The organism is Sphingomonas sp. CFBP 13714 (assembly GCF_014842205.1).
GTDB lineage: Bacteria > Pseudomonadota > Alphaproteobacteria > Sphingomonadales > Sphingomonadaceae > Sphingomonas > Sphingomonas aerolata.
Genome location: NZ_JACYVG010000002.1, coordinates 216,482 through 239,337 on the forward strand (window position 1 = coordinate 216,482; position 22,856 = coordinate 239,337).

At 65.5% G+C, this 22,856-nt stretch carries 26 protein-coding genes and 1 pseudogene; 11 read left to right on the top strand and 16 right to left on the bottom strand.

Annotated elements, in window-relative coordinates:
- Positions 1 to 79: 79 nt before the first annotated feature.
- Entirely contained in the window at positions 80 to 979 is a 900-nt protein-coding gene (locus tag IFT54_RS05310; protein ID WP_244648617.1) for a tyrosine recombinase XerC, read from the top strand.
- A 7-nt stretch (positions 980 to 986) separates the two neighbouring features.
- On the opposite strand, the gene IFT54_RS05315 is transcribed toward IFT54_RS05310, so the two are convergent.
- From IFT54_RS05315 to rsmI, 4 genes are all read right to left on the bottom strand, one after another.
- Positions 987 to 1,586 (bottom strand): DedA family protein, encoded by a 600-nt coding sequence (locus IFT54_RS05315; protein WP_031441513.1) that lies wholly within the window; start codon positions 1,584 to 1,586, stop codon positions 987 to 989.
- An 86-nt stretch (positions 1,587 to 1,672) separates the two neighbouring features.
- The gene (gene gshB / locus IFT54_RS05320; RefSeq protein ID WP_192069860.1) at positions 1,673 to 2,626 is read right to left on the bottom strand and encodes a glutathione synthase; all 954 of its coding nucleotides are present in this window, start codon (positions 2,624 to 2,626) and stop codon (positions 1,673 to 1,675) included.
- Between the two features lie 64 nt (positions 2,627 to 2,690).
- On the bottom strand, positions 2,691 to 3,089 hold the full coding sequence (locus tag IFT54_RS05325) for a YraN family protein (RefSeq protein WP_052149316.1): 399 nt from the start codon (positions 3,087 to 3,089) through the stop codon (positions 2,691 to 2,693).
- Entirely contained in the window at positions 3,086 to 3,931 is an 846-nt protein-coding gene (gene rsmI / locus IFT54_RS05330) for a 16S rRNA (cytidine(1402)-2'-O)-methyltransferase (RefSeq protein ID WP_243845804.1), read from the bottom strand. Before rsmI ends, IFT54_RS05325 begins: the two co-directional genes overlap by 4 nt.
- A gap of 10 nt (positions 3,932 to 3,941) precedes the next feature.
- On the opposite strand from rsmI, the gene IFT54_RS05335 reads away from it, so the two are divergent.
- Positions 3,942 to 5,156 carry a penicillin-binding protein activator gene (locus tag IFT54_RS05335; RefSeq protein WP_192069861.1) on the top strand — a complete coding sequence of 405 codons (1,215 nt, stop codon included), beginning with the start codon at positions 3,942 to 3,944 and terminating at the stop codon, positions 5,154 to 5,156.
- Positions 5,157 to 5,278: 122 nt separating this feature from the next.
- Here IFT54_RS05335 and hemW read toward each other — a convergent pair whose 3' ends face one another.
- Entirely contained in the window at positions 5,279 to 6,451 is a 1,173-nt protein-coding gene (gene hemW / locus IFT54_RS05340) for a radical SAM family heme chaperone HemW (RefSeq protein WP_192069862.1), read from the bottom strand.
- 43 nt (positions 6,452 to 6,494) lie between these two features.
- Between hemW and IFT54_RS05345 the strand changes: the two genes are divergently transcribed.
- Complete coding sequence (locus tag IFT54_RS05345) at positions 6,495 to 7,052, top strand: CAP domain-containing protein (protein ID WP_192069863.1); 558 nt, start codon at positions 6,495 to 6,497, stop codon at positions 7,050 to 7,052.
- 49 nt (positions 7,053 to 7,101) lie between these two features.
- Here the strand turns inward: IFT54_RS05345 and rdgB are convergent, their stop codons facing one another.
- Together rdgB and rph are read right to left on the bottom strand one after the other, a co-directional pair.
- Positions 7,102 to 7,737: an RdgB/HAM1 family non-canonical purine NTP pyrophosphatase gene (gene rdgB / locus IFT54_RS05350; protein WP_192069864.1), complete on the bottom strand. Its 636-nt coding sequence runs from the start codon at positions 7,735 to 7,737 to the stop codon at positions 7,102 to 7,104.
- Positions 7,734 to 8,450: a ribonuclease PH gene (gene rph / locus IFT54_RS05355; RefSeq protein WP_031393314.1), complete on the bottom strand. Its 717-nt coding sequence runs from the start codon at positions 8,448 to 8,450 to the stop codon at positions 7,734 to 7,736. Before rph ends, rdgB begins: the two co-directional genes overlap by 4 nt.
- Positions 8,451 to 8,652: 202 nt before the next feature.
- Between rph and hrcA the strand changes: the two genes are divergently transcribed.
- The 4 genes from hrcA to IFT54_RS05375 all read left to right on the top strand — a co-directional run bounded on the left by hrcA (position 8,653) and on the right by IFT54_RS05375 (position 11,957).
- Entirely contained in the window at positions 8,653 to 9,696 is a 1,044-nt protein-coding gene (hrcA, locus tag IFT54_RS05360; RefSeq protein ID WP_192069865.1) for a heat-inducible transcriptional repressor HrcA, read from the top strand.
- Positions 9,697 to 9,721: 25 nt separating this feature from the next.
- A complete protein-coding gene (gene grpE / locus IFT54_RS05365; RefSeq protein ID WP_031394645.1) occupies positions 9,722 to 10,261 on the top strand; it encodes a nucleotide exchange factor GrpE in 540 nt (179 codons plus the stop codon).
- 137 nt (positions 10,262 to 10,398) lie between these two features.
- The gene (locus IFT54_RS05370; protein ID WP_192069866.1) at positions 10,399 to 11,622 is read left to right on the top strand and encodes a threonine synthase; all 1,224 of its coding nucleotides are present in this window, start codon (positions 10,399 to 10,401) and stop codon (positions 11,620 to 11,622) included.
- Positions 11,623 to 11,717: 95 nt separating this feature from the next.
- The gene (locus tag IFT54_RS05375) at positions 11,718 to 11,957 is read left to right on the top strand and encodes a hypothetical protein (protein ID WP_192069867.1); all 240 of its coding nucleotides are present in this window, start codon (positions 11,718 to 11,720) and stop codon (positions 11,955 to 11,957) included.
- A 60-nt stretch (positions 11,958 to 12,017) separates the two neighbouring features.
- Here IFT54_RS05375 and IFT54_RS05380 read toward each other — a convergent pair whose 3' ends face one another.
- Together IFT54_RS05380 and IFT54_RS05385 are read right to left on the bottom strand one after the other, a co-directional pair.
- Positions 12,018 to 12,500: a vgr related protein gene (locus IFT54_RS05380; protein WP_159511693.1), complete on the bottom strand. Its 483-nt coding sequence runs from the start codon at positions 12,498 to 12,500 to the stop codon at positions 12,018 to 12,020.
- A complete protein-coding gene (locus tag IFT54_RS05385; protein ID WP_235516273.1) occupies positions 12,497 to 12,943 on the bottom strand; it encodes a copper chaperone PCu(A)C in 447 nt (148 codons plus the stop codon). The genes IFT54_RS05380 and IFT54_RS05385 overlap by 4 nt, the downstream gene beginning before the upstream one ends.
- Before the next feature lie 156 nt (positions 12,944 to 13,099).
- On the opposite strand from IFT54_RS05385, the gene dnaK reads away from it, so the two are divergent.
- The 3 genes from dnaK (at position 13,100) to IFT54_RS05400 (ending at position 16,804) form a co-directional block, all read left to right on the top strand.
- Complete coding sequence (gene dnaK, locus IFT54_RS05390; protein WP_192069868.1) at positions 13,100 to 15,007, top strand: molecular chaperone DnaK; 1,908 nt, start codon at positions 13,100 to 13,102, stop codon at positions 15,005 to 15,007.
- 157 nt (positions 15,008 to 15,164) lie between these two features.
- Positions 15,165 to 16,301, top strand: coding sequence for a molecular chaperone DnaJ (dnaJ, locus tag IFT54_RS05395; RefSeq protein ID WP_031394651.1), 1,137 nt, complete (start codon positions 15,165 to 15,167; stop codon positions 16,299 to 16,301).
- A 35-nt stretch (positions 16,302 to 16,336) separates the two neighbouring features.
- Positions 16,337 to 16,804 carry a hypothetical protein gene (locus tag IFT54_RS05400; protein WP_159043706.1) on the top strand — a complete coding sequence of 156 codons (468 nt, stop codon included), beginning with the start codon at positions 16,337 to 16,339 and terminating at the stop codon, positions 16,802 to 16,804.
- Between the two features lie 327 nt (positions 16,805 to 17,131).
- Here the strand turns inward: IFT54_RS05400 and purB are convergent, their stop codons facing one another.
- A complete protein-coding gene (purB, locus tag IFT54_RS05405; protein WP_192069869.1) occupies positions 17,132 to 18,430 on the bottom strand; it encodes an adenylosuccinate lyase in 1,299 nt (432 codons plus the stop codon).
- Positions 18,431 to 18,664: 234 nt separating this feature from the next.
- Here purB and IFT54_RS05410 point away from each other — a divergent pair, with 234 nt between their 5' ends.
- On the top strand, positions 18,665 to 19,102 hold the full coding sequence (locus IFT54_RS05410) for an EF-hand domain-containing protein (RefSeq protein WP_192069870.1): 438 nt from the start codon (positions 18,665 to 18,667) through the stop codon (positions 19,100 to 19,102).
- Between the two features lie 76 nt (positions 19,103 to 19,178).
- Here the strand turns inward: IFT54_RS05410 and IFT54_RS05415 are convergent.
- The 6 genes and pseudogenes from IFT54_RS05415 to IFT54_RS05440 all read right to left on the bottom strand — a co-directional run.
- Positions 19,179 to 19,472, bottom strand: a pseudogene (locus tag IFT54_RS05415) (JAB domain-containing protein); the annotation flags it as partial.
- 374 nt (positions 19,473 to 19,846) lie between these two features.
- Positions 19,847 to 20,695: a hypothetical protein gene (locus IFT54_RS05420; RefSeq protein ID WP_192069871.1), complete on the bottom strand. Its 849-nt coding sequence runs from the start codon at positions 20,693 to 20,695 to the stop codon at positions 19,847 to 19,849.
- A complete protein-coding gene (locus IFT54_RS05425; protein ID WP_192069872.1) occupies positions 20,692 to 21,516 on the bottom strand; it encodes a collagen-like triple helix repeat-containing protein in 825 nt (274 codons plus the stop codon). Before IFT54_RS05425 ends, IFT54_RS05420 begins: the two co-directional genes overlap by 4 nt.
- The gene (locus IFT54_RS05430; RefSeq protein WP_192069873.1) at positions 21,516 to 21,884 is read right to left on the bottom strand and encodes a hypothetical protein; all 369 of its coding nucleotides are present in this window, start codon (positions 21,882 to 21,884) and stop codon (positions 21,516 to 21,518) included. The genes IFT54_RS05425 and IFT54_RS05430 overlap by 1 nt, the downstream gene beginning before the upstream one ends.
- Positions 21,885 to 22,070: 186 nt before the next feature.
- Positions 22,071 to 22,256 carry a hypothetical protein gene (locus IFT54_RS05435; protein ID WP_192069874.1) on the bottom strand — a complete coding sequence of 62 codons (186 nt, stop codon included), beginning with the start codon at positions 22,254 to 22,256 and terminating at the stop codon, positions 22,071 to 22,073.
- Positions 22,257 to 22,278: 22 nt separating this feature from the next.
- Entirely contained in the window at positions 22,279 to 22,827 is a 549-nt protein-coding gene (locus tag IFT54_RS05440) for a hypothetical protein (RefSeq protein ID WP_192069875.1), read from the bottom strand.
- Between the last annotated feature and the right edge of the window lie 29 nt (positions 22,828 to 22,856).

Below are 22,856 nucleotides of genomic sequence, written 5' to 3' on the forward strand. Positions count from 1 at the left end.
GACTCGGGGAGCGACATGTCTTCGAATAGGCCTGCGTTAGTTAATTTTCTTTGTCGTTCAAACGCTCTAGCATGCCGGAATGACCTCACCCGACACGCTTCCCCCGTCGATGCTCTGGGCGACGCATCTGGCGCGGGACCGGATGCGGTCGGTGCACACGGTGCGCGCCTATCGCGCAGTCGCCGAGCGGTTGACGGCGTTCCTCGTCGGGCACTGGGCGGGGGCGGTCGACCGCGCGGCGCTGGGCCGGACGAGCACGGCGGATCTTCGCGCCTATCTGGCCTATCGGCGAGGGCAGGGGCTGGGGAATGCATCGGCGGCGCGCGAGCTGTCCGCGGTGCGCGGTTTCCTCGCATGGGCGAATACGGATGCCGAACCGCCGCGACTGAAGGGGCCGCGGGTCCAGCGCGGCGTGCCGCGCCCGATCTCGCCGGCCGAGGCGGTAACGCTGGCCGGGGAGGTCGCCGACGACGCTGCCGAGCCGTGGATCGGCGCGCGCGACTGGGCGGTGCTGATGCTGCTATACGGCGCGGGGCTGCGAATCGGCGAGGCGCTGCTGCTGACGCCGGCGATCCTGCCGCTCGGCGAGACGCTGTCGGTGACCGGCAAGCGCGCCAAGACGCGGATCGTACCGCTGTTGCCGCAGGTCCGGACCGCGATCGAGGCCTATGTCGCAGCGTGCCCCTGGGCGCTGGTGCCGGGGGAGCCGCTGTTCCGGGGCGCGAAGGGTGGCCCGCTCGCCCCCGCGATCGTGCGCCGGGCGGTTCGCGGGGCCCGCGGGCGGCTCGGGCTGGGCGAGCGGACGACGCCGCACGCACTGCGCCACAGTTTTGCGACGCATCTGCTGGGACGCGGGGCGGACCTGCGCGCGTTGCAGGAGCTGCTCGGCCATGCGAGCCTCAGCTCGACGCAGATCTATACGCAGGTCGACGCCGCGCATCTGATGGACGTGTACCGCAACGCGCATCCGCGGGCGTAGCGCAGGGTCAGCCTTTCGGCTTCCATGTCAGCACGCGCCAGCCATAGGCCAGCGCGATGATGACGAACGTCGCGACCGAAACCGGGCCGACATAGCGGTCGAGCTGCTGGAAGCGCGAGCCGAGCAGGATGCCCGCATAGGCGAGCACGGTGTTCCAGATCGCGCTGCCCGCAGCGGTCCAGATCACGAACTTCCACAACGGCATGTACGTCATCCCCGCCGGCAGCGAGATGATCGTCCGGAAGGTCGGCATGAAGCGGAAGACGAAGATGACCCAGCCGCCGCGTTTCACGAAGAACCGATGGACCTTCTCGATGTCGGACCATTCGATCGTCAGCCAGCGGCCATGCCGCTCGACGAACGGGCGGAAGCGCTCGTAGCCGATGTTCCGGCCGATATAATACCAGAAGTAATTGCCCGCGACCGATCCGACCGTCCCCGCGACGATCAGCGGCACGACCGCCATATGGCCGCGCGCGACGGCAATGCCGCCTAGCCCCATGATCACCTCGGACGGCACGGGGGGCACGATATTCTCGAGCGCCATCAGCAGGAAGATGCCGAAATAGCCGCCCCAGGCGATCAGGTTGATGATGAATTCGGTCATGGCTAACCGATACTTCCGGGAGGCCGCATGTGTTCCCTCGACAGCGCGGTCGCACCATCCCGGCCTGAACCGGGATGGTGGTTTTCCTACCGCGCCGCGACTTTCGCCTCGATCGCGTCCCAGATCATCGCGGAGACGTCGGTACCGTCGAACCGTTCGATCGCGACGATGCCGGTGGGCGAGGTGACGTTGATCTCGGTCAGCCACTTGCCGCCGATCACGTCGATGCCGACGAACAGCAGCCCGCGCTTCTTGAGTTCCGGTCCGAGGACCGCGCAGATCTCGCGCTCGGTCGGGGTCAGCTCGGTCTTTTCCGCCGAGCCGCCGACCGCGAGGTTGGAGCGGATCTCACCCTCGCCCGGCAGGCGGTTGATCGCGCCGGCGACTTCACCGTCGACCAGAACAATGCGCTTGTCGCCCTTGGCCACGTCGGGAAGGAACGCCTGGACCATGTGCGGCTCGCGCCACGTCATGTTGAACACCTCGATCAGCGCGGACAGGTTGGCGCCATCCGATTCGACCTTGAAGATCGCCTTGCCGCCATTGCCGTGGAGCGGCTTGATCACGATCGCGCCGTGTTCGGCCAGGAAGGCGCGCGCCTCGTCGAGGCTGCGCGTGACGAGCGTTGGCGGCATGAACTGCGGATAGTCGAGCACGAACACCTTTTCGGGTGCGTTGCGGACCTGTGCGGGGTCGTTCACGACCAGCGTCTTGCCGGCGATCCGCTCGAGCAGATGCGTCGCGGTGATGTAGCCGAGATCGAAGGGCGGGTCCTGCCGCATGAGCACGACGGAGGCCTCGTCGCCGAGATCGAGGTTCACCGGCTCCCCGACGCTGAAGTGATCGCCGGTCACGCGCTGCACGGTGACAGGGTGCGCCTTCGCCCAGACCCGGCCGTCGCGGTAGTTGAGATCCTCCGCCGCGTAATGGAACAGGCGATGCCCGCGCTCCTGTGCGGAGAGCATCAGCGCGAAGGTCGAATCGCCCGCGATATTGATGCTGTCGAGCGGGTCCATCTGGACGGCGACGGTGAGGCTCATGCGTCTTCCTTCTATGCGGTCGAGCGCATGTAGGTGCGCGCGGGCCGCAAGTCACCCGACCCGCTCAGCCGATCCATGCATTCTCGATATGGCGGGGGCGTGTGCCGGGGGCGAGCAGGATCACGTCGACGCGGATATCGTCGCCGGGTCCGGCATAGCGCGGCATCAAAAACTCTGCCGCCGCGGCGACCCGCGCGAGCCGCCGCTCGTCGATCGCGAAGTCGAGTTCGGCGGCGGTCGCGCGCGTCTTCACCTCGACGAACGCGACCAGCGTCCCCTTGCGCGCGACGATGTCGACCTCGCCCGCAGGCGTCCGGACGCGACGGTCGAGGATGCTCCAGCCCTTCAGTCGCAGCCACCAGCCGGCCAGCCGCTCCCCGCGCCGCCCCGCAGCTTCCGCGACTTGTCGATCGGCGGTGCTCGCCGTCCGCCTGCGGGAGGGGCGGGGGGCCGGGAGGGTCACCCCTTCGCCTTCAGTTCGAGCGCGCGGGCGTAGAGCGTCTTGCGGTCGAGCCCGAGTGCCTTCGCAACTTCGCTCGCGGCCTGGCCGGTGGAGAGGCGGGTGAGGGCATCGGCCAGCGCCGTGTCGGCGTCCTCCGCGCTGGCCGGGGGGGCGTCGCCGGGGGGCGCGATGACGATGACGATCTCGCCACGCGGCGGCGCGTCGGCGTAGCGGGTGGCGAGGGTCGTCAGCGTACCGGTCACCGCCTCCTCGAACCGCTTGGTGATCTCGCGCGTGACCGCCGCTTCACGGTCGCCGAGTCCTTCGGCGAGCGCGGCAAGGCTGGCACCGAGACGCGGACCCGATTCGTAGAGCACCAGCGTCGCGCGGATCGTCGCGATCTCGGCGATCGCCTCCGACCGGGCATGCGCCTTGGACGGCAGGAAGCCGACGAACAGGAAGCGATCGGTCGGCAGGCCCGCCAGCGTGAGCGCGGCGACCGCGGCGCAGGGGCCGGGGATCGTCACCACGAGATGCCCCGCCGCGCGCGCGTCGCGCACCAGCTTGAATCCGGGATCGGAAATCAGCGGCGTGCCCGCGTCGGACACCAGCGCCACCGCCTCGGTCGCCATCCGCGCGATCAGCGCGGGGCGGACGCCCTCGGCGCTGTGATCATGATAGGGGACCATCGGCGTCTTGGTCCCGACATGGCGGAGCAGACCGGCGGTGACGCGGCTGTCCTCGACCGCGACGACGTCGGCACGCGCGAGGATATCGGCGGCACGCGGCGACAGATCACCGAGATTGCCGATCGGCGTCGCGACGATGTAAAGGCCGGGGTTCAGTGGAGTTTCAGGGTTCATGGGGATTGTCATGGCAGACGCAGCGACGATAGGGCAATCGGCCCGGCACCGGATGCGCGCGTTTGGGCGCTCGGCGGCACTTACGATGGCCTGCCTGCTGGGCGCGTGCCAGACGATCGTCCCGCGCGGTCCCGTCGAGCCGTCGCAGCAGCGCCCCACCACCCGTCCTGCCGACACGCCCACGATCGGGGTCGAGACCGGCATCCCGCGCGATGCCGAGCGCAACCGCGTCGCGCTGCTCGTGCCGCTGTCGGGAAGCAATGCGGGGGTCGGCACGTCGATCGCCAATGCGACGATGATGGCGCTGCTCGACACGCAGAACCAGCGCGTGCGGATCACCAATTACGATACCGCGACGGGTGCCGCGGCTGCGGCCCAGCGCGCGATCGCAGAGGGTGCGCAGCTGATCCTGGGGCCGCTGTTGTCCGAGGACGTGCGCACGGTCGCGCCGATCGCGCGCGCGGCGGGCGTGCCGGTGCTGAGCTTCTCGAACGATCTCGGGGTGGCCGGCAACGGCGCCTATCTGATGGGCTATGTGCCGACCCAGTCGATTTCGCGCGTCGTCGATTTCGCGCGCGAGCGCGGCGTGTCGAACTTTGCCGGGCTGGTCCCGAACGGACTGTATGGCGAGCGCGCCTCGACCGCATTCCTCCGCGCGGTCGAGGGGGCGGGCGGCCAGGTCGTGTCGCTGCAGACCTATGGCCGGACCGCCGGTGGCGTGTCGGGGGCGGTCACGCGGCTCGCGGCGAAGGCACCCTATGACGCCGTGCTGATCGCCGACAGTGGTTCTACCGCGGCGTCGGCGGCGGCGTTGGTGAAGCGCGGGGCGGGCGCATCGACCCGGATCCTCGGCACCGAGCTGTGGAATTCCGAATCGAGCGTCGCCGCCAAGCCGGCATTGAACGGCGCCTGGTATGCTAGCGTGTCGGATACGCTGTACCGGCAATATGCCGCCAAATACCGCGCACGCTTCGGCAGCGGGCCGTACCGCCTGTCGAGCCTCGGCTATGATTCGGTGCTGCTGACGGTGCGGATCGCGCGCGACTGGAAGCCGGGGACCGCGTTCCCCGTGTCGCGGCTGCGCGATGGCGACGGCTTTTCGGGCATCGACGGTGCGTTCCGCTTCGGCCGCGACAATGTCGCCGAGCGCGCGCTGGAGGTGAAGGAAATCCGCGGGGGGACCACCACTGTTGTCTCGCCCGCGCCGAGCGGCTTCGGCGGCTGACGCCGACTCCGTTCGTCATCCCCGCGGAGGCGGGGATCCATACGGATGATCGGTTGCGATTCGAGTCGCGCGGCTAGCCAGTCTGGCTTCCCGCCTCCGCGGGAATGACATGGGTGGGGGCGTTACGCCGTCACGATCTCCGGCAGGATCGCGTCCAGCAGGAGCGCACCCGCATCGGTCACGCGCAGCCGGCCCGGCGTGTGGGCGATCAGCCCGAGCGCTTCGAGCCGCGCCACCGCGGCGAGATCGACCGGCATCGCGCCGCCATTGAGCCGCGTGATCCGGTCGAGATCGACTCCCTCGGCCAGGCGCAGTCCCATCAACAGCGCCTCGGTCGCGCGCGTCGAGGGGGTGAGCGGGTCCTCGACCTCCATCCCGTGGCCGTTGCGCTCGATCGCGGTGAGCCAGTTTTCTGGCTTCTTGCGACGCACCGTCGCCAGGCCACCGCGGCGGCCATGCGCGCCGGGGCCGATCCCGGCATAATCCTGATAGCGCCAATAGGCGAGATTGTGCCGGCTCTCCGACCCCGGTCGCGCGTGGTTCGAGGTTTCATAGGCGGGGAGCCCGGCGGCGGCGGTGTCGGCGCGCGTCGCCTCGAACAGGTCGGCTGCGCTGTCGCCGTCGGGGATGACGATGCGGCCCGCCAGCGCTTCGGTCGCGAACCGCGTACCGGGTTCGATGGTGAGCTGATAGAGCGACAGATGCTCGGTCCCGAAGCTCAGCGCGCGCGCGAGTTCGGCGCGCCAGTCGGCAAGCCGCTGGCCGGGGAGCGCATAGATCAGGTCGAAACTCACGCGCGGAAAGACGCTCTGCGCGGTCGCCAGCGCCGCCTGCCCCTCGTTCACGTCATGCGCGCGGCCGAGGAATTTCAGCGCCTGATCGTCGAGCGACTGCAATCCCAGCGACACGCGGTTGACGCCCGCACTGGCCAGGTCGGCGAAGCGCGCGGCCTCAACCGAGGAGGGATTGGCCTCGAGCGTGATCTCGATTCCCTCGGCAAAGCCCCAGGCGCGTTCGGCGGCGTCGAGGATCGCGGCGACCGTTGCGGGCGGCATCAGTGAGGGCGTGCCGCCGCCGAAAAAGATCGACTGGAGTTTGCGTCCCGGCAGGACCGACGCCTCGTGTGCAAGGTCCGTGAGCAGCGCCGCGCGCCACGCCGCCTGGTCGACGCCATCACGGACATGACTGTTGAAGTCGCAATAGGGGCATTTCGACACGCAGAACGGCCAATGGACGTAGAGCGCGAGGTCCCCCGAAGGCGGCGGGGCGGGGCTTGGCGTTTCGATCGGGGGCATTATCTCGCGCATATGGTCGCACGGAGCGACAGAAGGAAGCGTAATGACGGTTCGGTTGGGTCTGGCAGTTGCGGCGGCGTTGCTTGCCGCAGGCTGCGCGCAGGGGCCGGAACGCGTCGTGGAGCGGCGCGAGACGCAGGCGCCGGCGCCCCGCGGGCCTGCGCTTCTCAAGGCGGCGATGATGGACGGGCATAATGCCGCGCGGGCGGCGGTGGGTGTTCCGCCGCTGATATGGAGCGATACGCTGGCGACCACCGCGCGCGCCTATGCCGAGGAAATGGCCAACACGCGCAAATTTGCGCACGCGCATCAGGTTCAGGGGCCCGGCCGCGAGGGCGAGAATCTGTGGACCGGCACGCGCTATGCCTATGCCTATCCCGAGATGATCGGCCACTGGGTTGCCGAACGGAAGGACTTCGTCAACGGCGTGACGCCCGCGTTCAGCCGCACCGGCAAATATGAGGATGTCGCGCACTACACGCAGATCGTCTGGCGCAATTCGACCGCGGTGGGATGCGCGATGGCGAGCAACGAACGCGACGATTATCTGGTGTGCCGCTATTCGCCGCCGGGCAATGTGGTGGGCGAGCGGAGTTACTAGGCACCCGAGAGCGCCGGACCGTCACGGGGGGTGACGGCCCGGCGGCGTTTCAAAACACGGCGGCTTTCAGCAGTTCGAACGCGACATTGCGGTGGCTGATCGCGTTCTTCGTCTCGTGCGGCAGCTCCGCATAGGTCTGGTCATGGCCCAGCGGCACGAACATCGGGTCATAGCCGAAGCCGACCTTGCCGCGCGGCGGCCAGACCAGCGTGCCCTCGGCGCGGCCTTCGAACCATTCGACATGGCCGTCGGGCCAGGCGAGTGCGAGCACGCTGACGAAATGCGCGCCGCGGGTCGCGTCGGGACCCTTGGCGGCGAGCGCATCCTCGACCTTCTGCATCGCCATCGACCAGTCGCGACCGTTCGGGGTCTCCGCCCAGTCGGCGGTGTACACGCCCGGATCGCCGCCCAGCGCATCGACGCACAGCCCGCTATCGTCGGCGAGCGCGGGATAGCCCGACAGGTCGGCGGCGGAGCGTGCCTTCAGCTCGGCATTGACAAAGAAGGTCGTCCCCGTTTCGACCGGCTCGGGCAGGTCGAGATCCGCCGCCGACACGACGTCGAAGCCGCGGCCCGCGAGCAGGTCGGCGATCTCGCGGACCTTGCCCTTGTTGTGGCTCGCGATGACAAGCTTGCCGGGCTGGAGCTTGCGGATCGCCTGGGGGGTGCTGCCTTCGCCGCTCACTTGGCGACCGCCTTGGCCTGTGCCGCGAAGATGTCCGCGCAGCCGATCCGGGCGAGCCGCAACAGGCGGAGCAGCGCCTCCTCGTCATAGGTCGCGCCCTCGGCGGTCGCCTGCGCCTCGGCGATGTTGCCGTTTTCGAGCAGGACGAAATTCGCGTCCGCGTCCGCGCCCGAATCCTCGATGTAATCGAGGTCGAGCACCGGATTGCCCTGATAGATGCCGCAGCTGATCGCGGCGACCTTCTGCGTCAGCGGGTCGGCGGTCAGCTTGCCGCTTTCCAGAAGCCCGTCGATCGCGAGCCGCAGCGCGACCCAGGCGCCCGAGATCGACGCTGTGCGCGTGCCGCCGTCGGCCTGAAGCACGTCGCAGTCCAGAACGATCTGGCGCTCGCCGAGCAGCTTCAGGTCGGTGACGGCGCGGAGCGAACGGCCGATCAGGCGCTGAATCTCCTGCGTGCGGCCCGACTGCTTGCCCTTGGCCGCTTCACGGTTGTTGCGCGTGTTAGTCGAGCGCGGGAGCATGCCGTATTCGGCGGTCACCCAGCCTTCGCCCTTGCCGCGCAGGAACGGCGGGACCTTTTCCTCGATGCTGGCGGTGACGAGCACCTTGGTGTCGCCGAAGCCGATCAGGACGGAGCCTTCGGCATGCTTGGTGAAGCGGGGTTCGATCGTGATGCTGCGCATCTGGTCTGGGGCACGGCCGGATGGGCGCATGGTGTATTCCTAAACTTCTTCCGTTCGTCCTGAGTAGCTGCTGAGCTTGTCGAAGCGGCGTATCGAAGGATCGGCCCGCTTGGGGCACATCCTTCGATACGGACCTTCGACTTCGCTCAGTCCCTACTCAGGACGAACGGGTGGTGGGCAATAAGCGCTGCCTAGCCTTTCGCATTCGGGCTCGCCAGCCTAGATCAGCCGCATGGCCACGCCCCCCGTCACCGAACTGACCGACCGCGCGCGCGATATTTTTCGTGCGGTCGTCGACAGCTATCTCGCCAGCGGCACGCCGGTGGGGTCGAAGACGATCGCGCAGCTGGCCGGGCTCAGCCTGTCGCCCGCCTCGATTCGCGGGGTGATGGGGGAGCTGGAGGGGCTGGGACTGCTCGCCAGCCCACATACGAGCGCGGGGCGGATGCCGACCGATCGCGGCTTGCGGCTGTTCGTCGACGGGATGATGCAGGCGATGGAGCCGTCGTTCGAGGAGCGCCAGACGATCGAGGCGCGCGCCGGCGTCGGTGGTCCGGTCGAGGAGGCGCTCGCCGCCACCACGCTTGCGCTGTCGGGGCTGTCGGCGTGCGCGGGGCTGGTGATGGTGCCGAAACGCGAGATGACGCTGCGCCAGATGGCGTTCGTCGCGCTGTCGCCCGATCAGGCGCTCGCGGTGCTGGTCAGCGAGGATGGCTCGGTCGAGAACCGCGTGATCGCGCTGCCCAAGGGCATGTCGCCGTCGACCCTGGTCGAGGCGGGCAATTACATGTCGGCAACGCTCGGCGGGCTGACGCTGGCCGAGGCGCGGCTGCGGATCGAGCGCGAGCTGGCGGACGGGCAGGCGGCGCTCGACGGTGCGGCGCGGATGCTGGTCGAGGGCGGGATCGCGGTGTGGAGCGAGGATGCGGATCGCCGCCCGGTGTTGATCGTGCGCGGGCAGGGGCGCCTGATCGATGCGGCCGCCGCCGCCGATCTCGACCGGGTCCGCGACCTGCTCGACGATCTCGAGGGAAAACAGGAGGTCGCATCGCTGCTCGACAGCGCGCGGGCGGGCGATTCGACGCGGATCTTCATCGGCGCGGAGACCAAATTATTCGCCCTGTCCGGCTCGTCGGTGATCGCGCGACCGTTCCGCGGATTGGACGGGCGGGTGGTCGGCGTGGTGGGCGTGATCGGCCCCACGCGGTTGAACTATGCGCGCGTCGTGCCCATGGTGGATTTCACGGCTGCAACGCTCGCCCGGTTGATGGGTTGAGCCGGCCCAACTTATAGGGAAAACAATGTCCGATATCGATCAGAACACGCCTGCCGACCTGCGCGAAGAGACCGCCGAAGCCGCACCCGAAGTGGCCTCGAACGATCGCGTCGCCGAGCTGGAGAACCAGCTTGCCGAGGCCAAGCAGAATGTCCTCTATGCGCAGGCCGAGGTGCAGAATGTCCGCCGCCGCGCCGAGAAGGAAGCGCAGGACGCGCGCGCCTATGCCGCCACCGCGTTCGCGCGCGACGTGCTGTCGGTTGCCGACAACCTTGCGCGCGGCCTGTCGGCGATCCCGGCGGACCTGCGTGCAGACGACAAGATGAAGGGCCTCGTCACCGGGCTCGAAGCCACCGGTCGCGAGCTGGAGAGCGTGTTCCAGCGCCACGGCATCACCAAGATCGCTGCCGAGGGCCAGATGCTCGACCCGAACAAGCATCAGGCGATGCTGGAGATCCCGAGCGACCAGCCGGCCGGCACGATCGTCCAGGAAATGCAGGCGGGCTACATGATCAAGGATCGCCTGCTGCGGCCTGCGATGGTGGGCGTCGCCAAGGCGGGGTGAGCCTGTCGGCCTGGTGTTCTCCCGCGAAGGCGGGAGCCCAGGGTTTCAAACGCTGTCGCCTGTAAGCCTGGGCCCCCGCCTTCGCGGGGGAACAGCAGGAGGCGGCGCTCAACTTTCTGCCTCGCCGGGATGACGCCATGAACGAGAATCTGACCACCGATCGCGAGACGTTCGTCACGCATCTTGAATGCTCGATCACCGGCGACCGCTATGAGGCGGACCAGCTTCATGGCCTTTCGCGTGCGGGCAGGCCGTTGCTCGTCCGCTACGATCTCGACGCGGTGCGCTCGACGATTTCGCGCGACACGATCGAGGCGCGTCCCACCGATCTATGGCGGTGGCGCGAGCTGCTGCCCGTGCGGCAGACGTCCAATATCGTCAGCCTCGGCGAGATCGAGACGCCGCTGGTGCCGATCCCGAAGTCCGGTGGCCCCAACGTCCTCGTGAAGGACGAAGGGCGTCTGCCGACCGGCAGCTTCAAGGCGCGCGGGCTGGTCATGGCGGTGGCGATGGCGAAGGAGCTCGGCGTCACGAAGATCGCGATGCCGACCAACGGCAATGCGGGCGCTGCGCTGGCCGCCTATGCGACGCGCTGTGGAATCGAGACGATCGTGCTCTGTCCCGACGACACGCCCGAGATCAACGTCCGCGAGATCGCGATGCAGGGCGCACGCGTCTGGCGCGTCAACGGGCTGATCGACGATTGCGGTGCGATCGTCGGCAAGGGCGCCGCCGAGGGGCGCTGGTTCGATTTCTCGACGCTGAAGGAGCCCTATCGAATCGAGGGCAAGAAGACGATGGGGCTGGAACTGGCCGCGCAGTTCGGCTGGCAACTGCCCGATGCGATCTTCTATCCGACCGGCGGCGGCACCGGGCTGATCGGCATGTGGAAGGCGTTCGACGAGCTTGAGCAGCTCGGTTGGATTGGCTCCGCGCGACCCAAGATGTTTGCCGTGCAGGCGAGCGGCTGTGCGCCGATCGTCCGCGCGTTCGAGGCGGGCGAGGAGCATGCCGAGCGTTGGGAGGATGCGAGCACCGTCGCGGCGGGCATTCGCGTGCCCAAGGCGGTCGGCGACTTCCTGATCCTGCGCGCGGTCCGCGAGAGCGGCGGGCAGGCACTGGCGGTCGGCGATCCCGCGATCCTCAAGGCGGTCGAGGCCGCCGCGAAGCAGGACGGGCTGTTGCTGTGCCCGGAAGGCGGCGCGACGCTCGCGGCCTACACCCATGCGCTGAACACCGGTCTGGTCGACGAAGACGACCGCGTCGTACTTTTTAATTGTGCGACCGGACTGAAATATCCGATGCCCGAAGCCCCGCAAGCGCTTGATAGAACACAAGCTATCGATTTCGACGCATTGTAGGATCGGAATCGCCACCGGCGGGACTGTCCTTCCGGTAGTTGATATTAATCCATGTTATCTGCAACGGGGCGCCCTTCATCACGAAAAGGGCGGAAATGCAGAAGATTTTTCAGGTCGTGTGTGTCGTGCTGGTCGCGGCGGCGGTCATGTTCGGCGGGCGATGGTACATGTATGTCACGCGCGGCGAGACCCCGTATGACGAGGTCGGAATTGCGCTGAACGGCTATGCGCCCGCGCCGCTGCGCGCCTGGGGCTGTCACAAGATGCAGGAACGGTTCTTCGGGCAGTTGCCGCCTTATGGCTGTGCGGGACCGGATGGGCGTAGCTGGCTCTGATATCGTCCTAGCCCACGTCATCCCAGCGTTCGCTGGGGTGACGGTTTGGGGAGTGGCGGACTAGGCCGACACCCGCGGCTTGAACGGCAGCAGCGTCTCGTACTGCGCGAGCGGCGGGGCGCCTGCGACCGTCGCGCCGGCACGCAGCAGGAAGGCGTGGCGGACGATCTCGCCCTGCTGCTCGATACCATAGCGGTGCAGCGCGACGCCGGGGCGCAGCGCATAGTCGTAGCGGCACCACGGATGCCGTACGAGCGGGAGGAAGATGCCGCGCTGGTGCTGCCAGATATGCGTCATCTCGTGGATGAACAGCCCTTGCAACGTCAGATGGGCATGCGCGAAATCGTCGCACCACAGATCGCCCTTGGGGTGAAAATGGATGCACCCGCGCGGCGCCATCACCGTGTCGCGCGGCTGGAAGAAGGCCCATTTGCGACGTGCCAGCCGCACCGGCGCATAGTCGATCGCATCGCCGAAGACCGACGCCGCGAGCCTCGTCTCGGCCGGGGTCAGCGCTCGCGTCGACCGATCGCGAACGCTCACTTGGTTCCGGTGTCGCCGGCGCCGACGACGGCCGCGTTTTGCAGGATTCTAGTGCCGTCGGCGAAGGTGAGGGTGAAGGTGATGGTGCGTTCACCGGGCTTGATCCCGGGATTTACGTCGAACAGCATCACGTGACGGCCGCCCGGCGCGAACACGACATCGGTCTTGGCCGGGATCTCGACGCGCGCGATCGGTTTCATCGACGACACGCCGCCGGCCGACATGCTCTCGTGCATCTCGCTCCGGATCGCGACATCGGTGGTCACGTTGATCAGCGTCGCATCGGTCGGCCCGCCATGGATCGTGAAATAGCCTGCCGCCGGTCCGCCCTTGACCGCCGCGAGCCGGACCCACGCCTTCTCGACGGACAGCTGTTGCGGCTGTGCACAGGCCGCGACCCCGACCAGGGCCGTCACGGCAAAAATACCACGCATCGTCATCATCGCCACTTCATACCCCTCTTGCGATCTCTACGGGCCGTACAATCTTGCGGCAAGCGCGAGCCAACCTATATCGCGCCCATCAATCGAAAGGTTCCACTGCCGTAACGGGGTGGAGCCCGAGACTTTTTTACGATGTGTGAGGGGCTATTTAAACTCATGGCTAAAGTAATCGGTATCGATCTCGGCACGACCAACAGCTGCGTTTCCGTCATGGAAGGCGGCAAGCCCAAGGTCATCGAGAATTCCGAAGGCGCGCGCACCACGCCGTCGATCGTCGCATTCGCCAAGGACGGCGAGCGACTGGTCGGCCAGCCGGCCAAGCGCCAGGCAGTGACCAACGGCGACAACACCATCTTCGCGGTGAAGCGTCTTATCGGCCGTCGTTTCGACGATCCGATCACCAAGAAGGACACCGAGCTGGTCCCGTACAAGATCTCGCGCGGGCCGAACGGCGACGCATGGGTCTCGGCCGGCGGCAAGGATTACTCGCCCTCGCAGATCTCGGCGTTCACGCTGCAGAAGATGAAGGAAACCGCGGAGTCGTATCTCGGCGAGACGGTCACGCAGGCAGTCATCACCGTTCCCGCATACTTCAACGACGCACAGCGCCAGGCGACCAAGGACGCCGGCCAGATCGCCGGCCTCGAAGTGCTGCGCATCATCAACGAGCCGACCGCGGCGGCGCTGGCCTACGGCCTCGACAAGCAGGACGGCAAGACGATCGCGGTCTACGATCTCGGCGGCGGCACGTTCGACATCTCGATCCTCGAGATCGGCGACGGCGTGTTCGAGGTGAAGGCGACCAACGGCGACACCTTCCTCGGCGGTGAGGATTTCGACAACAAGATCGTTCAGTTCCTCGCCGACGAGTTCAAGAAGGCGGAGGGCATCGACCTCGCCAAGGACAAGCTGGCGCTGCAGCGTCTGAAGGAAGCGGCCGAGAAGGCGAAGATCGAGCTCAGCTCGGCACAGTCGACCGAGGTCAACCTGCCCTTCATCACCGCGGACCAGAACGGCCCGAAGCATCTGGTGAAGTCGATCACCCGCGCCGATCTGGAGCGGATGGTCGAGGACCTGGTCAAGCGGACGCTCGACCCCTGCAAGAAGGCACTCGCTGACGCCGGCCTGAAGGCCGACGACATCTCCGAGGTCGTGCTGGTCGGCGGCATGACGCGCATGCCGCGCGTCCGTGAAGTCGTGAAGCAGTTCTTCGGCAAGGAGCCGCACACCGGCGTCAACCCGGACGAGGTCGTCGCGATGGGTGCCGCGATCCAGGCCGGCGTGCTGCAGGGCGACGTCAAGGACGTGCTGCTGCTCGACGTGACGCCGCTGTCGCTGGGTATCGAGACGCTGGGTGGCGTGTTCACCCGGATGATCGATCGCAACACGACGATCCCGACCAAGAAGTCGCAGACCTATTCGACCGCGGACGACAACCAGGGCGCGGTGACGATCCGCGTGTTCCAGGGCGAGCGCGAGATGGCGGCCGACAACAAGATGCTCGGCAATTTCGATCTCGTCGGGATCCCGCCAGCACCGCGCGGCGTGCCGCAGATCGAGGTCACGTTCGACATCGACGCCAACGGCCTCGTCAGCGTCTCGGCCAAGGACAAGGGCACAGGCAAGGAGCAGCAGATCCGCATCCAGGCCTCGGGTGGTCTTTCGGACAGCGATATCGACCAGATGGTCCGCGATGCCGAGACTTTTGCCGAGGAGGACAAGAAGCGTCGTGCCGGCGCCGAGGCGAAGAACAACGCCGAGAGCCTGATCCACACGACCGAGCGTCAGCTTGCCGATAACGGCGACAAGGTCGACGACGCGCTCAAGACCGAGATCCAGGCCGCGATCGACGCGACCAAGGCAGCGGTCGAAAGCGGCGATGCGGACGCGATGACCGAGAAGAGCACCGCGCTCGCCCAGGTCGCGATGAAGCTCGGCCAGGCGATCTACGAGAAGCAGGCTCAGGCGGATGCCTCGCCGTCGGCTGATGGCGATGCGGCGAAGAAGGACGACGACGTCGTCGACGCCGAATTCTCGGAAGTCGACGAGAACCCGAAGGCGTAACTGAAACTCCCTCTCCCCAGGGTCCCATGAAAGTAATATTTTCATGGGTGCCCGGTTGGGGAGAGGGCCGGGGTGAGGGGCAGTTCCGCGTGCTGTTGTCCGGAACAACTCCTCACCCAACCCTCTCCCCGGAGGGGAGAGGGCTAAGAGGGCCGCTATGAGTACCCAGACAGACTATTACGAACTGCTCGAGATCGAGCGGACCGCGGATGCGGGGACGATCAAGTCGTCCTACCGCAAGCTCGCGATGAAATATCACCCGGACAAGAATGCCGGTTGCAAGGATTCGGAGGCCCAGTTCAAGGCGGTCAGCGAGGCCTATGACTGCCTCAAGGATCCCCAGAAGCGCGCGGCCTATGATCGCTTCGGCCATGCCGCGTTCCAGAATGGCGGGGGCGGCGGTCATGGCGGCGGCGCGCAGGATTTCGGCGGCTTCAGCGACATTTTCGAAAGCGTCTTCGGCGAGTTCATGGGCGGCGCGCAGCGCGGCGGTGGTGGCCGATCGTCGGCACGTCGCGGCGCCGACCTGCGCTACGACATGGAAGTCAGCCTGGAAGAGGCGTTCCACGGTAAGGCGACCGAAATCACCGTCGATGTCTCGGCCGTGTGCGACACGTGCGACGGGTCGGGCGCGAAGGCCGGTACGCGGGCCAAGACCTGCCAGCATTGCGGCGGTCACGGCAAGGTCCGCGCGCAGCAGGGCTTCTTCGTGGTCGAACGCGCCTGCCCGGTCTGCAACGGCGCGGGTCAGGTGATCGCCGATCCATGCCCCGATTGTCGTGGCGAGGGCCGGGTCGAGAAGACCAAGACGCTCAGCATCAACGTGCCGCCCGGTGTCGATGAAGGTACGCGGATCCGGATGACGGGCGAGGGCGAGGCCGGCGCGCGCGGTGCACCGGCGGGCGACCTCTATATCTTCCTCCACGTCACCAAGCATAATCTGTTCGAGCGCGAAGGTACGACGCTGTTCGCGCGCGCACCGATCAGCTTCACGGTCGCCGCACTAGGCGGATCGCTGTCGATTCCCGGCCTCGACGGGCGCACGCACGAGGTGAAGATTCCGGCGGGCATCCAGTCGGGCAAGCAGCTTCGTCAGCGCGGTGCCGGCATGCCGGTGTTGCAAGGGCGTGGTCATGGCGATCTGGTTGTGCAGATCGACGTCGAGACTCCGACCCGTCTGTCGAACCGGCAGAAGGAACTGCTCGAGATGTTCCGCGAGACCGAGACCGGTGACGAATGCCCCGACAGTCAGGGGTTTTTCGCCAAACTGAAGGGCGTCTTCGCCGCGGAATAGGCCGCGCTGCTTGGCGCGCGTGACAGGGGGATAGTGTGGCGGCAATCGGTGTGACGTTTCTCGCTTGCTGGCTGCTGATGCTCGCGGTGCCCACGATCCCCCTGTCTCGGTTCCTCCGCATGCTTCTGGTCGAGGCGCCGGTCAGGCGGGTGGCGCGGCTGACGCGCGGCGACGTCGCGGTCGGTCTGGTGGTGATTGCGGCAGCGTGCGTCATGATGTTCGCCGATGATGGCGACAGGGTCCGGGTTGCCATGATGGGCGCGCCCGACATTGCGATCTGGCTGACGTCGTTCGAAGTTTCGGCGTATCTGGACGTCGCGATCGGGGTGATCGGCGCTGCGTGGAGCCTGCGGATCCGGGGTTTGCCGGCTCGGCTGGCGGCGGTTCTACGACGTGGGCGGCCGGTGGGTGCAAACCGCCGTGCGATACGCGTGCGCAAACCCGATGCGCCTAGTGGCGCCAACGATGACGATCATCGACGGGGTTTAGCGCTAGCAGCCTGAAGGCGGGAGCCTGCGACCCTAGCCGCGCCCCTCCTTGGAGGGGCGGGCGGGCCGATGGATCAGAGGGTGGAAATGACCACCCCGACCACCAGCGCTTGAGCCGCGATCGCCAGCATCGAGCTGGTCACGGTTTCGAACATGCGCATGGGTAGGTCTCCGATGCCGGAGTAATATCCGGCATCGGTGATATGGCGATAGTTGCGAGTTGTCGCAATTTTGTAACATGAAATCGTAATTGCGTTGCGTGCACTTTGGTGTGTTTCGCTTCTCCCCACCCGTCATGCTGACTTTCGTCAGGATGGCGAGGGGGTAGTCGAACTCCCGCCGTCAGGCCGCGCCGAACACCCGGGCGAAGATCGTGTCGACGTGCTTCAGGTGATAGCTAAGGTCGAACTTGTCCTCGAGCTCGGCATCGCTCAGCGTCACTTCGGGATCGGCCTTGAGCAGGTCGAGCAGCGAGAGTGCACCGTCCGAATCCCACACCTTCATCGCGTTGCGCTGGACGAGGCGATAGGCGTCCTCGCGGCTCACCCCGGCCTGCGTCAGCGCGAGGAGGACGCGCTGCGAATGGACGAGCCCGCCCATCTTGTTGAGGTTCTTCTCCATTCGTGCCGGATAGACGACGAGCTTGTCCATCACCCCGGTGAGCCGCGCGAGCGCGAAGTCGAGCGTGATCGTCGCGTCGGGGCCGATATAGCGCTCGACCGACGAGTGCGAGATGTCGCGCTCGTGCCACAGCGCGACATTCTCGAGCGCGGGGGTGACATAGCCGCGGACCATGCGCGCGAGGCCGGTGAGGTTCTCGGTCAGGACCGGGTTGCGCTTGTGCGGCATCGCCGACGAGCCCTTCTGGCCGGGCGAGAAATATTCCTCCGCCTCGAGCACTTCGGTGCGCTGGAGATGGCGGATCTCGGTCGCGAGCCGCTCGATCGAGCTGGCGATCACGCCCAATGTCGCAAAGAACATCGCGTGGCGATCGCGCGGGATCACCTGGGTCGAGACGGGCTCGACCGACAGGCCGAGCTTGCCCGCGACATAGTCCTCGACGAACGGGTCGATGTTGGCGAACGTGCCCACCGCGCCCGAGATCGCGCAGGTCGCGACGTCGGCGCGCGCCGCCACCAGCCGAGCGCGGTTGCGCGCGAACTCGGCATGCGCCTGCGCCATCTTGAGGCCGAAGGTGACGGGCTCGGCATGGATGCCGTGGCTGCGGCCGATCGTCGGCGTCATCTTGTGCTCGCGCGCGCGGCGTTCGAGCACGACCAGCAGCGCGTCGAGGTCGGCGATCAGGATGTCGCTCGCCTTGGCGAGCTGGACCGCGAGGCAGGTGTCGAGCACGTCGGACGAGGTCATGCCCTGGTGCATGAAGCGCGCCTCGGGGCCGACATGCTCGGCGACGTTGGTCAGGAAGGCGATGACGTCATGCTTGGTCTCGCGCTCGATCTCGTCGATCCGGTCGACTTCGAACGCGCCCTTTTCCCAGATCGCGGCCGCGGCCTCTTTCGGCACGACGCCGAGTTCGGCGAGCGCGTCGGTGGCGTGCGCCTCGATTTCGAACCAGATCTTGAAGCGCGCTTCGGGCGTCCAGATCGCGACCATGTCGGGGCGGGAATAGCGGGGGACCATCGGGATTTCCTGTGGCTGGGGAGAGGAGGCGCGACGCGCGCCCCGGCGGGACCCACGGCGGCGATCGCTCGCGCGGTAGCAGGCCGGACGGCAAGGTTCAAATCCAACCCCGGGGAGATGGGGCGATGCCGGCGGAACCATCAAAGGCAGTCATGCATTGGTTGCGCCTACTATCCGAACGAACGACCTTCGCGACTGAGAAGTTGCCACTAAGGTCGCAGCAGGAGAGAAGACATGCTGAAATTCACTCTACTTATCGGTGCGATCGCGCTCGCGACGCCGACATCCGCGCAGACCATGACCGGCGGCACGCCCAACTCACCGGCGCAGCCCACGGCGCAGACGGAACCTTCGCCGCAGTCGCCGTCATCTTCGATGATGCAAGGCAATCCTGATGGAGCGACTGCGCAGCAGCCCGTGACGGGGGCGCAGGTGGCGCAGGTCGTCGATGCGGAATTTCCGGGATATGACAAGAATGGCGACAATCTGCTGAGCACGTCCGAATTTGGCGCCTGGATGGTCGCCTTGAAGACGCAGTCGGACCCGACCACGGTCGCGGCCGCGCCCGAGACGCGCAAATGGGTCGATGGTGCGTTCGCGCAGGCGGATGCCGACAAGAACAAAATGCTGACCAAGACCGAACTGACCAGGTTCCTAACCCAGGCCGGCTAAACCACGCGAGCGGGGCGATCCTCGCGACCTCAAGGCCGTCGGCTGACCCCGGCGGCCTTTTCGTGTCATGCGTCCGTCAGATCAGTCCTTGCGCGCGGAGGCTCACATGCCCGGCGGTGCCGATGACGATGTGATCGTGTACGGCGACTCCCAGCCGCTTGCCCGCCTCCGCGATCGTGCGGGTAATCTCGATGTCCGCGCGACTGGGGGAGGGGTCGCCGCTGGGATGATTGTGGACAAGGATGATCGAGGCCGAGCCGAGATCGATCGCGCGGCGGATCACCTCGCGGACATAAACCGCGGCCTGGTCGATCGAGCCCTCGCTCATCACCTCGTCGCGGATCAGCATGTTGCGCGTGTTAAAATACAAACGCTACTGCTAAAACGGATGGCAGTCGCAGGAGACTGCGACTTTTAGCCCCTGAGTTTGCGTTGCAGACGCTTAAAATAGTCATCCGTTCCCCACCGGGGGACGGTCGGCGGAAGTGGTGTAGGCGCGATCCGGTTGGGCCGTGCGCCACATTTGGTACAGCGGAGATATTGGGGCAGGTTCTCCAGAGAGACATTCACACGCTTAAGAAATGCCCATCTGGCAAAGCGGTCGCGATCCACCACTCCCCGATGGCCACATGAGCCGCAGACGCATCCCACATTGGCGCTCTCACGACCAAAATCGTTCAGCGATCGAAAGCGTGCGTTGCCCATCTGGCGTGAGTACAAAACGGGAACATGATTCGGCAACCCTCAAAGCCAATAGGAATACAGGAACCCGCAGGGCTCGATCGTGTAGGTCAGGACGATAATACCCTGCGTGCCTTGGAGTCGATTGACAGCGCCCGAACGGCTGCCGCCACCGCCGCCGCCATAGCCGCCAGCGTTGCCGCCGCTAAAAGACCCGGAAGATGCACCACCGCCGCCACCCGGCCCAGCAGTCTCGCCTGTGATAGTAGAAGTCCAGATGGTGTCCTGACTACCGTTGCCACCAATTGCGTAAATTAGGTTGGTGCCAATACCGCCACCACCACCGCCGCCATCAACGCCCGCTCCGGCAGGACTGACGCCATCAACAGCGGCAGCGCCGCCGCCATAGCCCTGACGGTTTGCGCCACCTGGTAGAGCAGTAGATGATCCGCCCCCGTTGGCACCGCCGCCGCCGCTATTTCCGGCCTGTCCGCCAATCCCATTCGGGCCACCCGCGCCGCCACCACCGCGACGACCGACCGTTGCCCTGCCGCCCTGAAACCCAGAGCCCAACCACACTGTGCCACCCTCATTGATGGCAGTGCCATTGGTATTGACGCCACTCTCAACCGCGAGGACAACCGGGAGGCCCAAGTAGGTGAATGATCGCGGAGCCGAGAATGCCGTTGGCGCGGAAACAAAATACTCGATCTGCTGACCAGGCGTGACATCGAGTTCCAGGAACGCATAGGCTCCGCCTGAGCCACCCTTTGACGTTCCGCTACTAGTGCCCGGATTGCCATTTGCGCCTGCGCCAATCGCGTCGGCTCGGATCCTGTAAACGCCCTCCGGAACCGTCCATGTGAGGGCCTGTCCCGTCGTTTTAAGAAATTCAACAACTGGCTGGTTCATAGGCGGACCACCAGCGAGCCGATTACGCCAGCAAGCGTGGCATCCGATGCCCCTGAGTAAAATGCTATGCGATCACCCGCGACAAGCGTGGTCGCTGCTAGAGCCAAGACGCCAAGGGTCTGTCCGGCCGGCCACGTGACTGTGCCACGCTGCGCGTCGTTGATCTTGAGGACGAATACCGTTTCAGCAGACGGCGCAGTATCGGCGCGGAAGCTGCTGGCCGTCACATCAACGGTGCCGCTCTGAGGCGTTATGCCGCCACCAAGAAGTGAGTTGGCAGGAGGTTTGCCTACAATGACAACCTGGAGGCTCCTGACGTAGCTTTCCTTGGCCAACTTGTTTGTGACATCCGAGACCGATGCGGCATCTAAGTTGCTGCGCGCCACGTTTCGCTGAGTGGCCGTAAGGGCCTGAACGGCATCAAAGCGGACGCGGTTGCCCAGCGCGGTCGTCATTGTTTGTGCGAACTGTGGATCATTGTTGAGTGCGCTCGCGACTTCCGAAAAGGCGTTCAGGGCCTCGGGGGCGAGATTGCGGATATCCGTGACGGTGTTCGTCAGCGCGTCGACGCGGTTGCTTAGGTTGTTGACCACCGTGGGATCAGCCGCTGCACCAGTCGCGCCACGCGGGCCGGGCTCGCCTTGGATGCCAATGCCGGGTTCGCCTTTGACGCCCGGCGGCCCCATCATCTCTGTGACGATGGAACTGCCCTGACTTACCAGCGCGGTTACGGTTGCATTTTGGATGCCGGTGGCAAGACTGTCCTGAACATCGAGTGTCGTGACGAGCGTTGCGCTATCAAGTGTAGAAACGAGAGCCATTAGGCGTCGTCCACACTGTCGGGATTGCCAATGTATCCATCGCGATTGATCTTGCCATCCCAGAGGACGACCGGTCTTCCACTAGCGATGTCTGTTTCATCGCGAATGATACAGCGCGTTGCTGTCTTGCCGAGCGTGACGATCTGGTCGTTTTCAAGGACAATCAACTTGCCCAGCGGGTCTGCGGGGTCAACGACCATCACTTCCCGGATAGGTACGCCATCGACCTCAAAAAACAGCGTGCGGGTCGAAAGATCGACTTGAACTGTCTTACCGTCGCCGGTTTTCTGATTGAGTTTGTAGGGCAGTACGAGCGAGCCACGCCCGTGAACTGTAATGAGCTTATCGGTGATAATTTGGTTCGCCATAGTAAAGCTATTTAAGCTCTGGCAGTTATGGCGATGGGGCCAACTAAGGCCCCATGCAGTTAGAGTTCCAAGTAGAGGTCCATCAACTCCCGGCCTAGCATATTGGCAAGTGGGCAGTGTGGGTCGGCGCGGAGTAGCGCCACAATGTCATGGCGCATAATCTCAATCCGCTCTTCGATGCTCCGATCATCCATTGGACTTGGGTAGCCTTGCTGCAAGCGTTTCGGTTGCGCGGGTCATAGTTGCGATTGCCGCGTCCACTGCGCTGCCAAGTTGGTCAACCACGGGGCGGTTCTGCATCACCGTGGCTTCGATGCGGTTCATGCGCTCAATCAGTTTCTGGATTGCAACTTCGGTCTGTTCGTTCGTCATGGGAGTTTTCTCCTTCTCGTTCTTAGTTGGTCGTGATCTGCTTGATGACGCGCTTATGCCCGGAGCCGCGTTTCATGTTTGCCGGGTTAAGAGCGGTCGCGATGTCCATGCCGCGCTTTAGTCGCTGCCTTAATGTGGGAGGCTTGATGTTGAACTCTACCGCCCACTTGCTAAGGCTCTTGATCTCGCCTTGGTACTCGATCATTGGGCTGTTACCCCGACCAGCGGTTCCTAGGCCAAAGTCCAGTTGGTACTGGCGAGGCTTGCCGCGATTTAACTGTTGTGTTTTTCTGTCGGCCCATTCGCAATTTGACTTGCTGTAGCCCTTTGTTCCGTCTTTTCGCTCTAGCGAATACAGTGGGTTAGGCTTTGGCTTCATATCTTTGATAAATTGCGCGAACCCGGTCTCGTAGGATCGCCACTCACTACAAACCGATATATTCTTTGCTCCGTACATATCAAAGGCAAAGTGTTTGGGGTTGTGGCACCTGTGGATCATGTTGATCCATGCCTGGTACTCTACAAAGTGCTGCTGCCTAAGTGATGGTGTCTTGTTCGTCCGCTTTCCCATTGTAATCTCCTGCGATCGGAGTAGCTGTT

What these genes read in the sequence shown, in the direction of transcription:
- purB (WP_192069869.1), bottom strand. Translation starts at nt 18,430, where the DNA reads ATGGTCCCCCGCTATTCCCGCCCCGACATGGTCGCGATCTGGACGCCC.
- IFT54_RS05385 (WP_235516273.1), bottom strand. Translation starts at nt 12,943, where the DNA reads ATGATGACGATGCGTGGTATTTTTGCCGTGACGGCCCTGGTCGGGGTC.
- IFT54_RS05375 (WP_192069867.1), top strand. Translation starts at nt 11,718, where the DNA reads ATGCAGAAGATTTTTCAGGTCGTGTGTGTCGTGCTGGTCGCGGCGGCG.
- gshB (WP_192069860.1), bottom strand. Translation starts at nt 2,626, where the DNA reads ATGAGCCTCACCGTCGCCGTCCAGATGGACCCGCTCGACAGCATCAAT.
- IFT54_RS05425 (WP_192069872.1), bottom strand. Translation starts at nt 21,516, where the DNA reads ATGGCTCTCGTTTCTACACTTGATAGCGCAACGCTCGTCACGACACTC.
- IFT54_RS05310 (WP_244648617.1), top strand. Translation starts at nt 80, where the DNA reads ATGACCTCACCCGACACGCTTCCCCCGTCGATGCTCTGGGCGACGCAT.
- IFT54_RS05370 (WP_192069866.1), top strand. Translation starts at nt 10,399, where the DNA reads ATGAACGAGAATCTGACCACCGATCGCGAGACGTTCGTCACGCATCTT.
- IFT54_RS05420 (WP_192069871.1), bottom strand. Translation starts at nt 20,695, where the DNA reads ATGAACCAGCCAGTTGTTGAATTTCTTAAAACGACGGGACAGGCCCTC.
- rsmI (WP_243845804.1), bottom strand. Translation starts at nt 3,931, where the DNA reads ATGAACCCTGAAACTCCACTGAACCCCGGCCTTTACATCGTCGCGACG.
- dnaK (WP_192069868.1), top strand. Translation starts at nt 13,100, where the DNA reads ATGGCTAAAGTAATCGGTATCGATCTCGGCACGACCAACAGCTGCGTT.
- IFT54_RS05430 (WP_192069873.1), bottom strand. Translation starts at nt 21,884, where the DNA reads ATGGCGAACCAAATTATCACCGATAAGCTCATTACAGTTCACGGGCGT.
- hrcA (WP_192069865.1), top strand. Translation starts at nt 8,653, where the DNA reads ATGGCCACGCCCCCCGTCACCGAACTGACCGACCGCGCGCGCGATATT.
- IFT54_RS05335 (WP_192069861.1), top strand. Translation starts at nt 3,942, where the DNA reads ATGGCAGACGCAGCGACGATAGGGCAATCGGCCCGGCACCGGATGCGC.
- rph (WP_031393314.1), bottom strand. Translation starts at nt 8,450, where the DNA reads ATGCGCCCATCCGGCCGTGCCCCAGACCAGATGCGCAGCATCACGATC.
- hemW (WP_192069862.1), bottom strand. Translation starts at nt 6,451, where the DNA reads ATGCCCCCGATCGAAACGCCAAGCCCCGCCCCGCCGCCTTCGGGGGAC.
- grpE (WP_031394645.1), top strand. Translation starts at nt 9,722, where the DNA reads ATGTCCGATATCGATCAGAACACGCCTGCCGACCTGCGCGAAGAGACC.
- IFT54_RS05410 (WP_192069870.1), top strand. Translation starts at nt 18,665, where the DNA reads ATGCTGAAATTCACTCTACTTATCGGTGCGATCGCGCTCGCGACGCCG.
- IFT54_RS05435 (WP_192069874.1), bottom strand. Translation starts at nt 22,256, where the DNA reads ATGACGAACGAACAGACCGAAGTTGCAATCCAGAAACTGATTGAGCGC.
- IFT54_RS05345 (WP_192069863.1), top strand. Translation starts at nt 6,495, where the DNA reads ATGACGGTTCGGTTGGGTCTGGCAGTTGCGGCGGCGTTGCTTGCCGCA.
- IFT54_RS05315 (WP_031441513.1), bottom strand. Translation starts at nt 1,586, where the DNA reads ATGACCGAATTCATCATCAACCTGATCGCCTGGGGCGGCTATTTCGGC.
- IFT54_RS05440 (WP_192069875.1), bottom strand. Translation starts at nt 22,827, where the DNA reads ATGGGAAAGCGGACGAACAAGACACCATCACTTAGGCAGCAGCACTTT.
- dnaJ (WP_031394651.1), top strand. Translation starts at nt 15,165, where the DNA reads ATGAGTACCCAGACAGACTATTACGAACTGCTCGAGATCGAGCGGACC.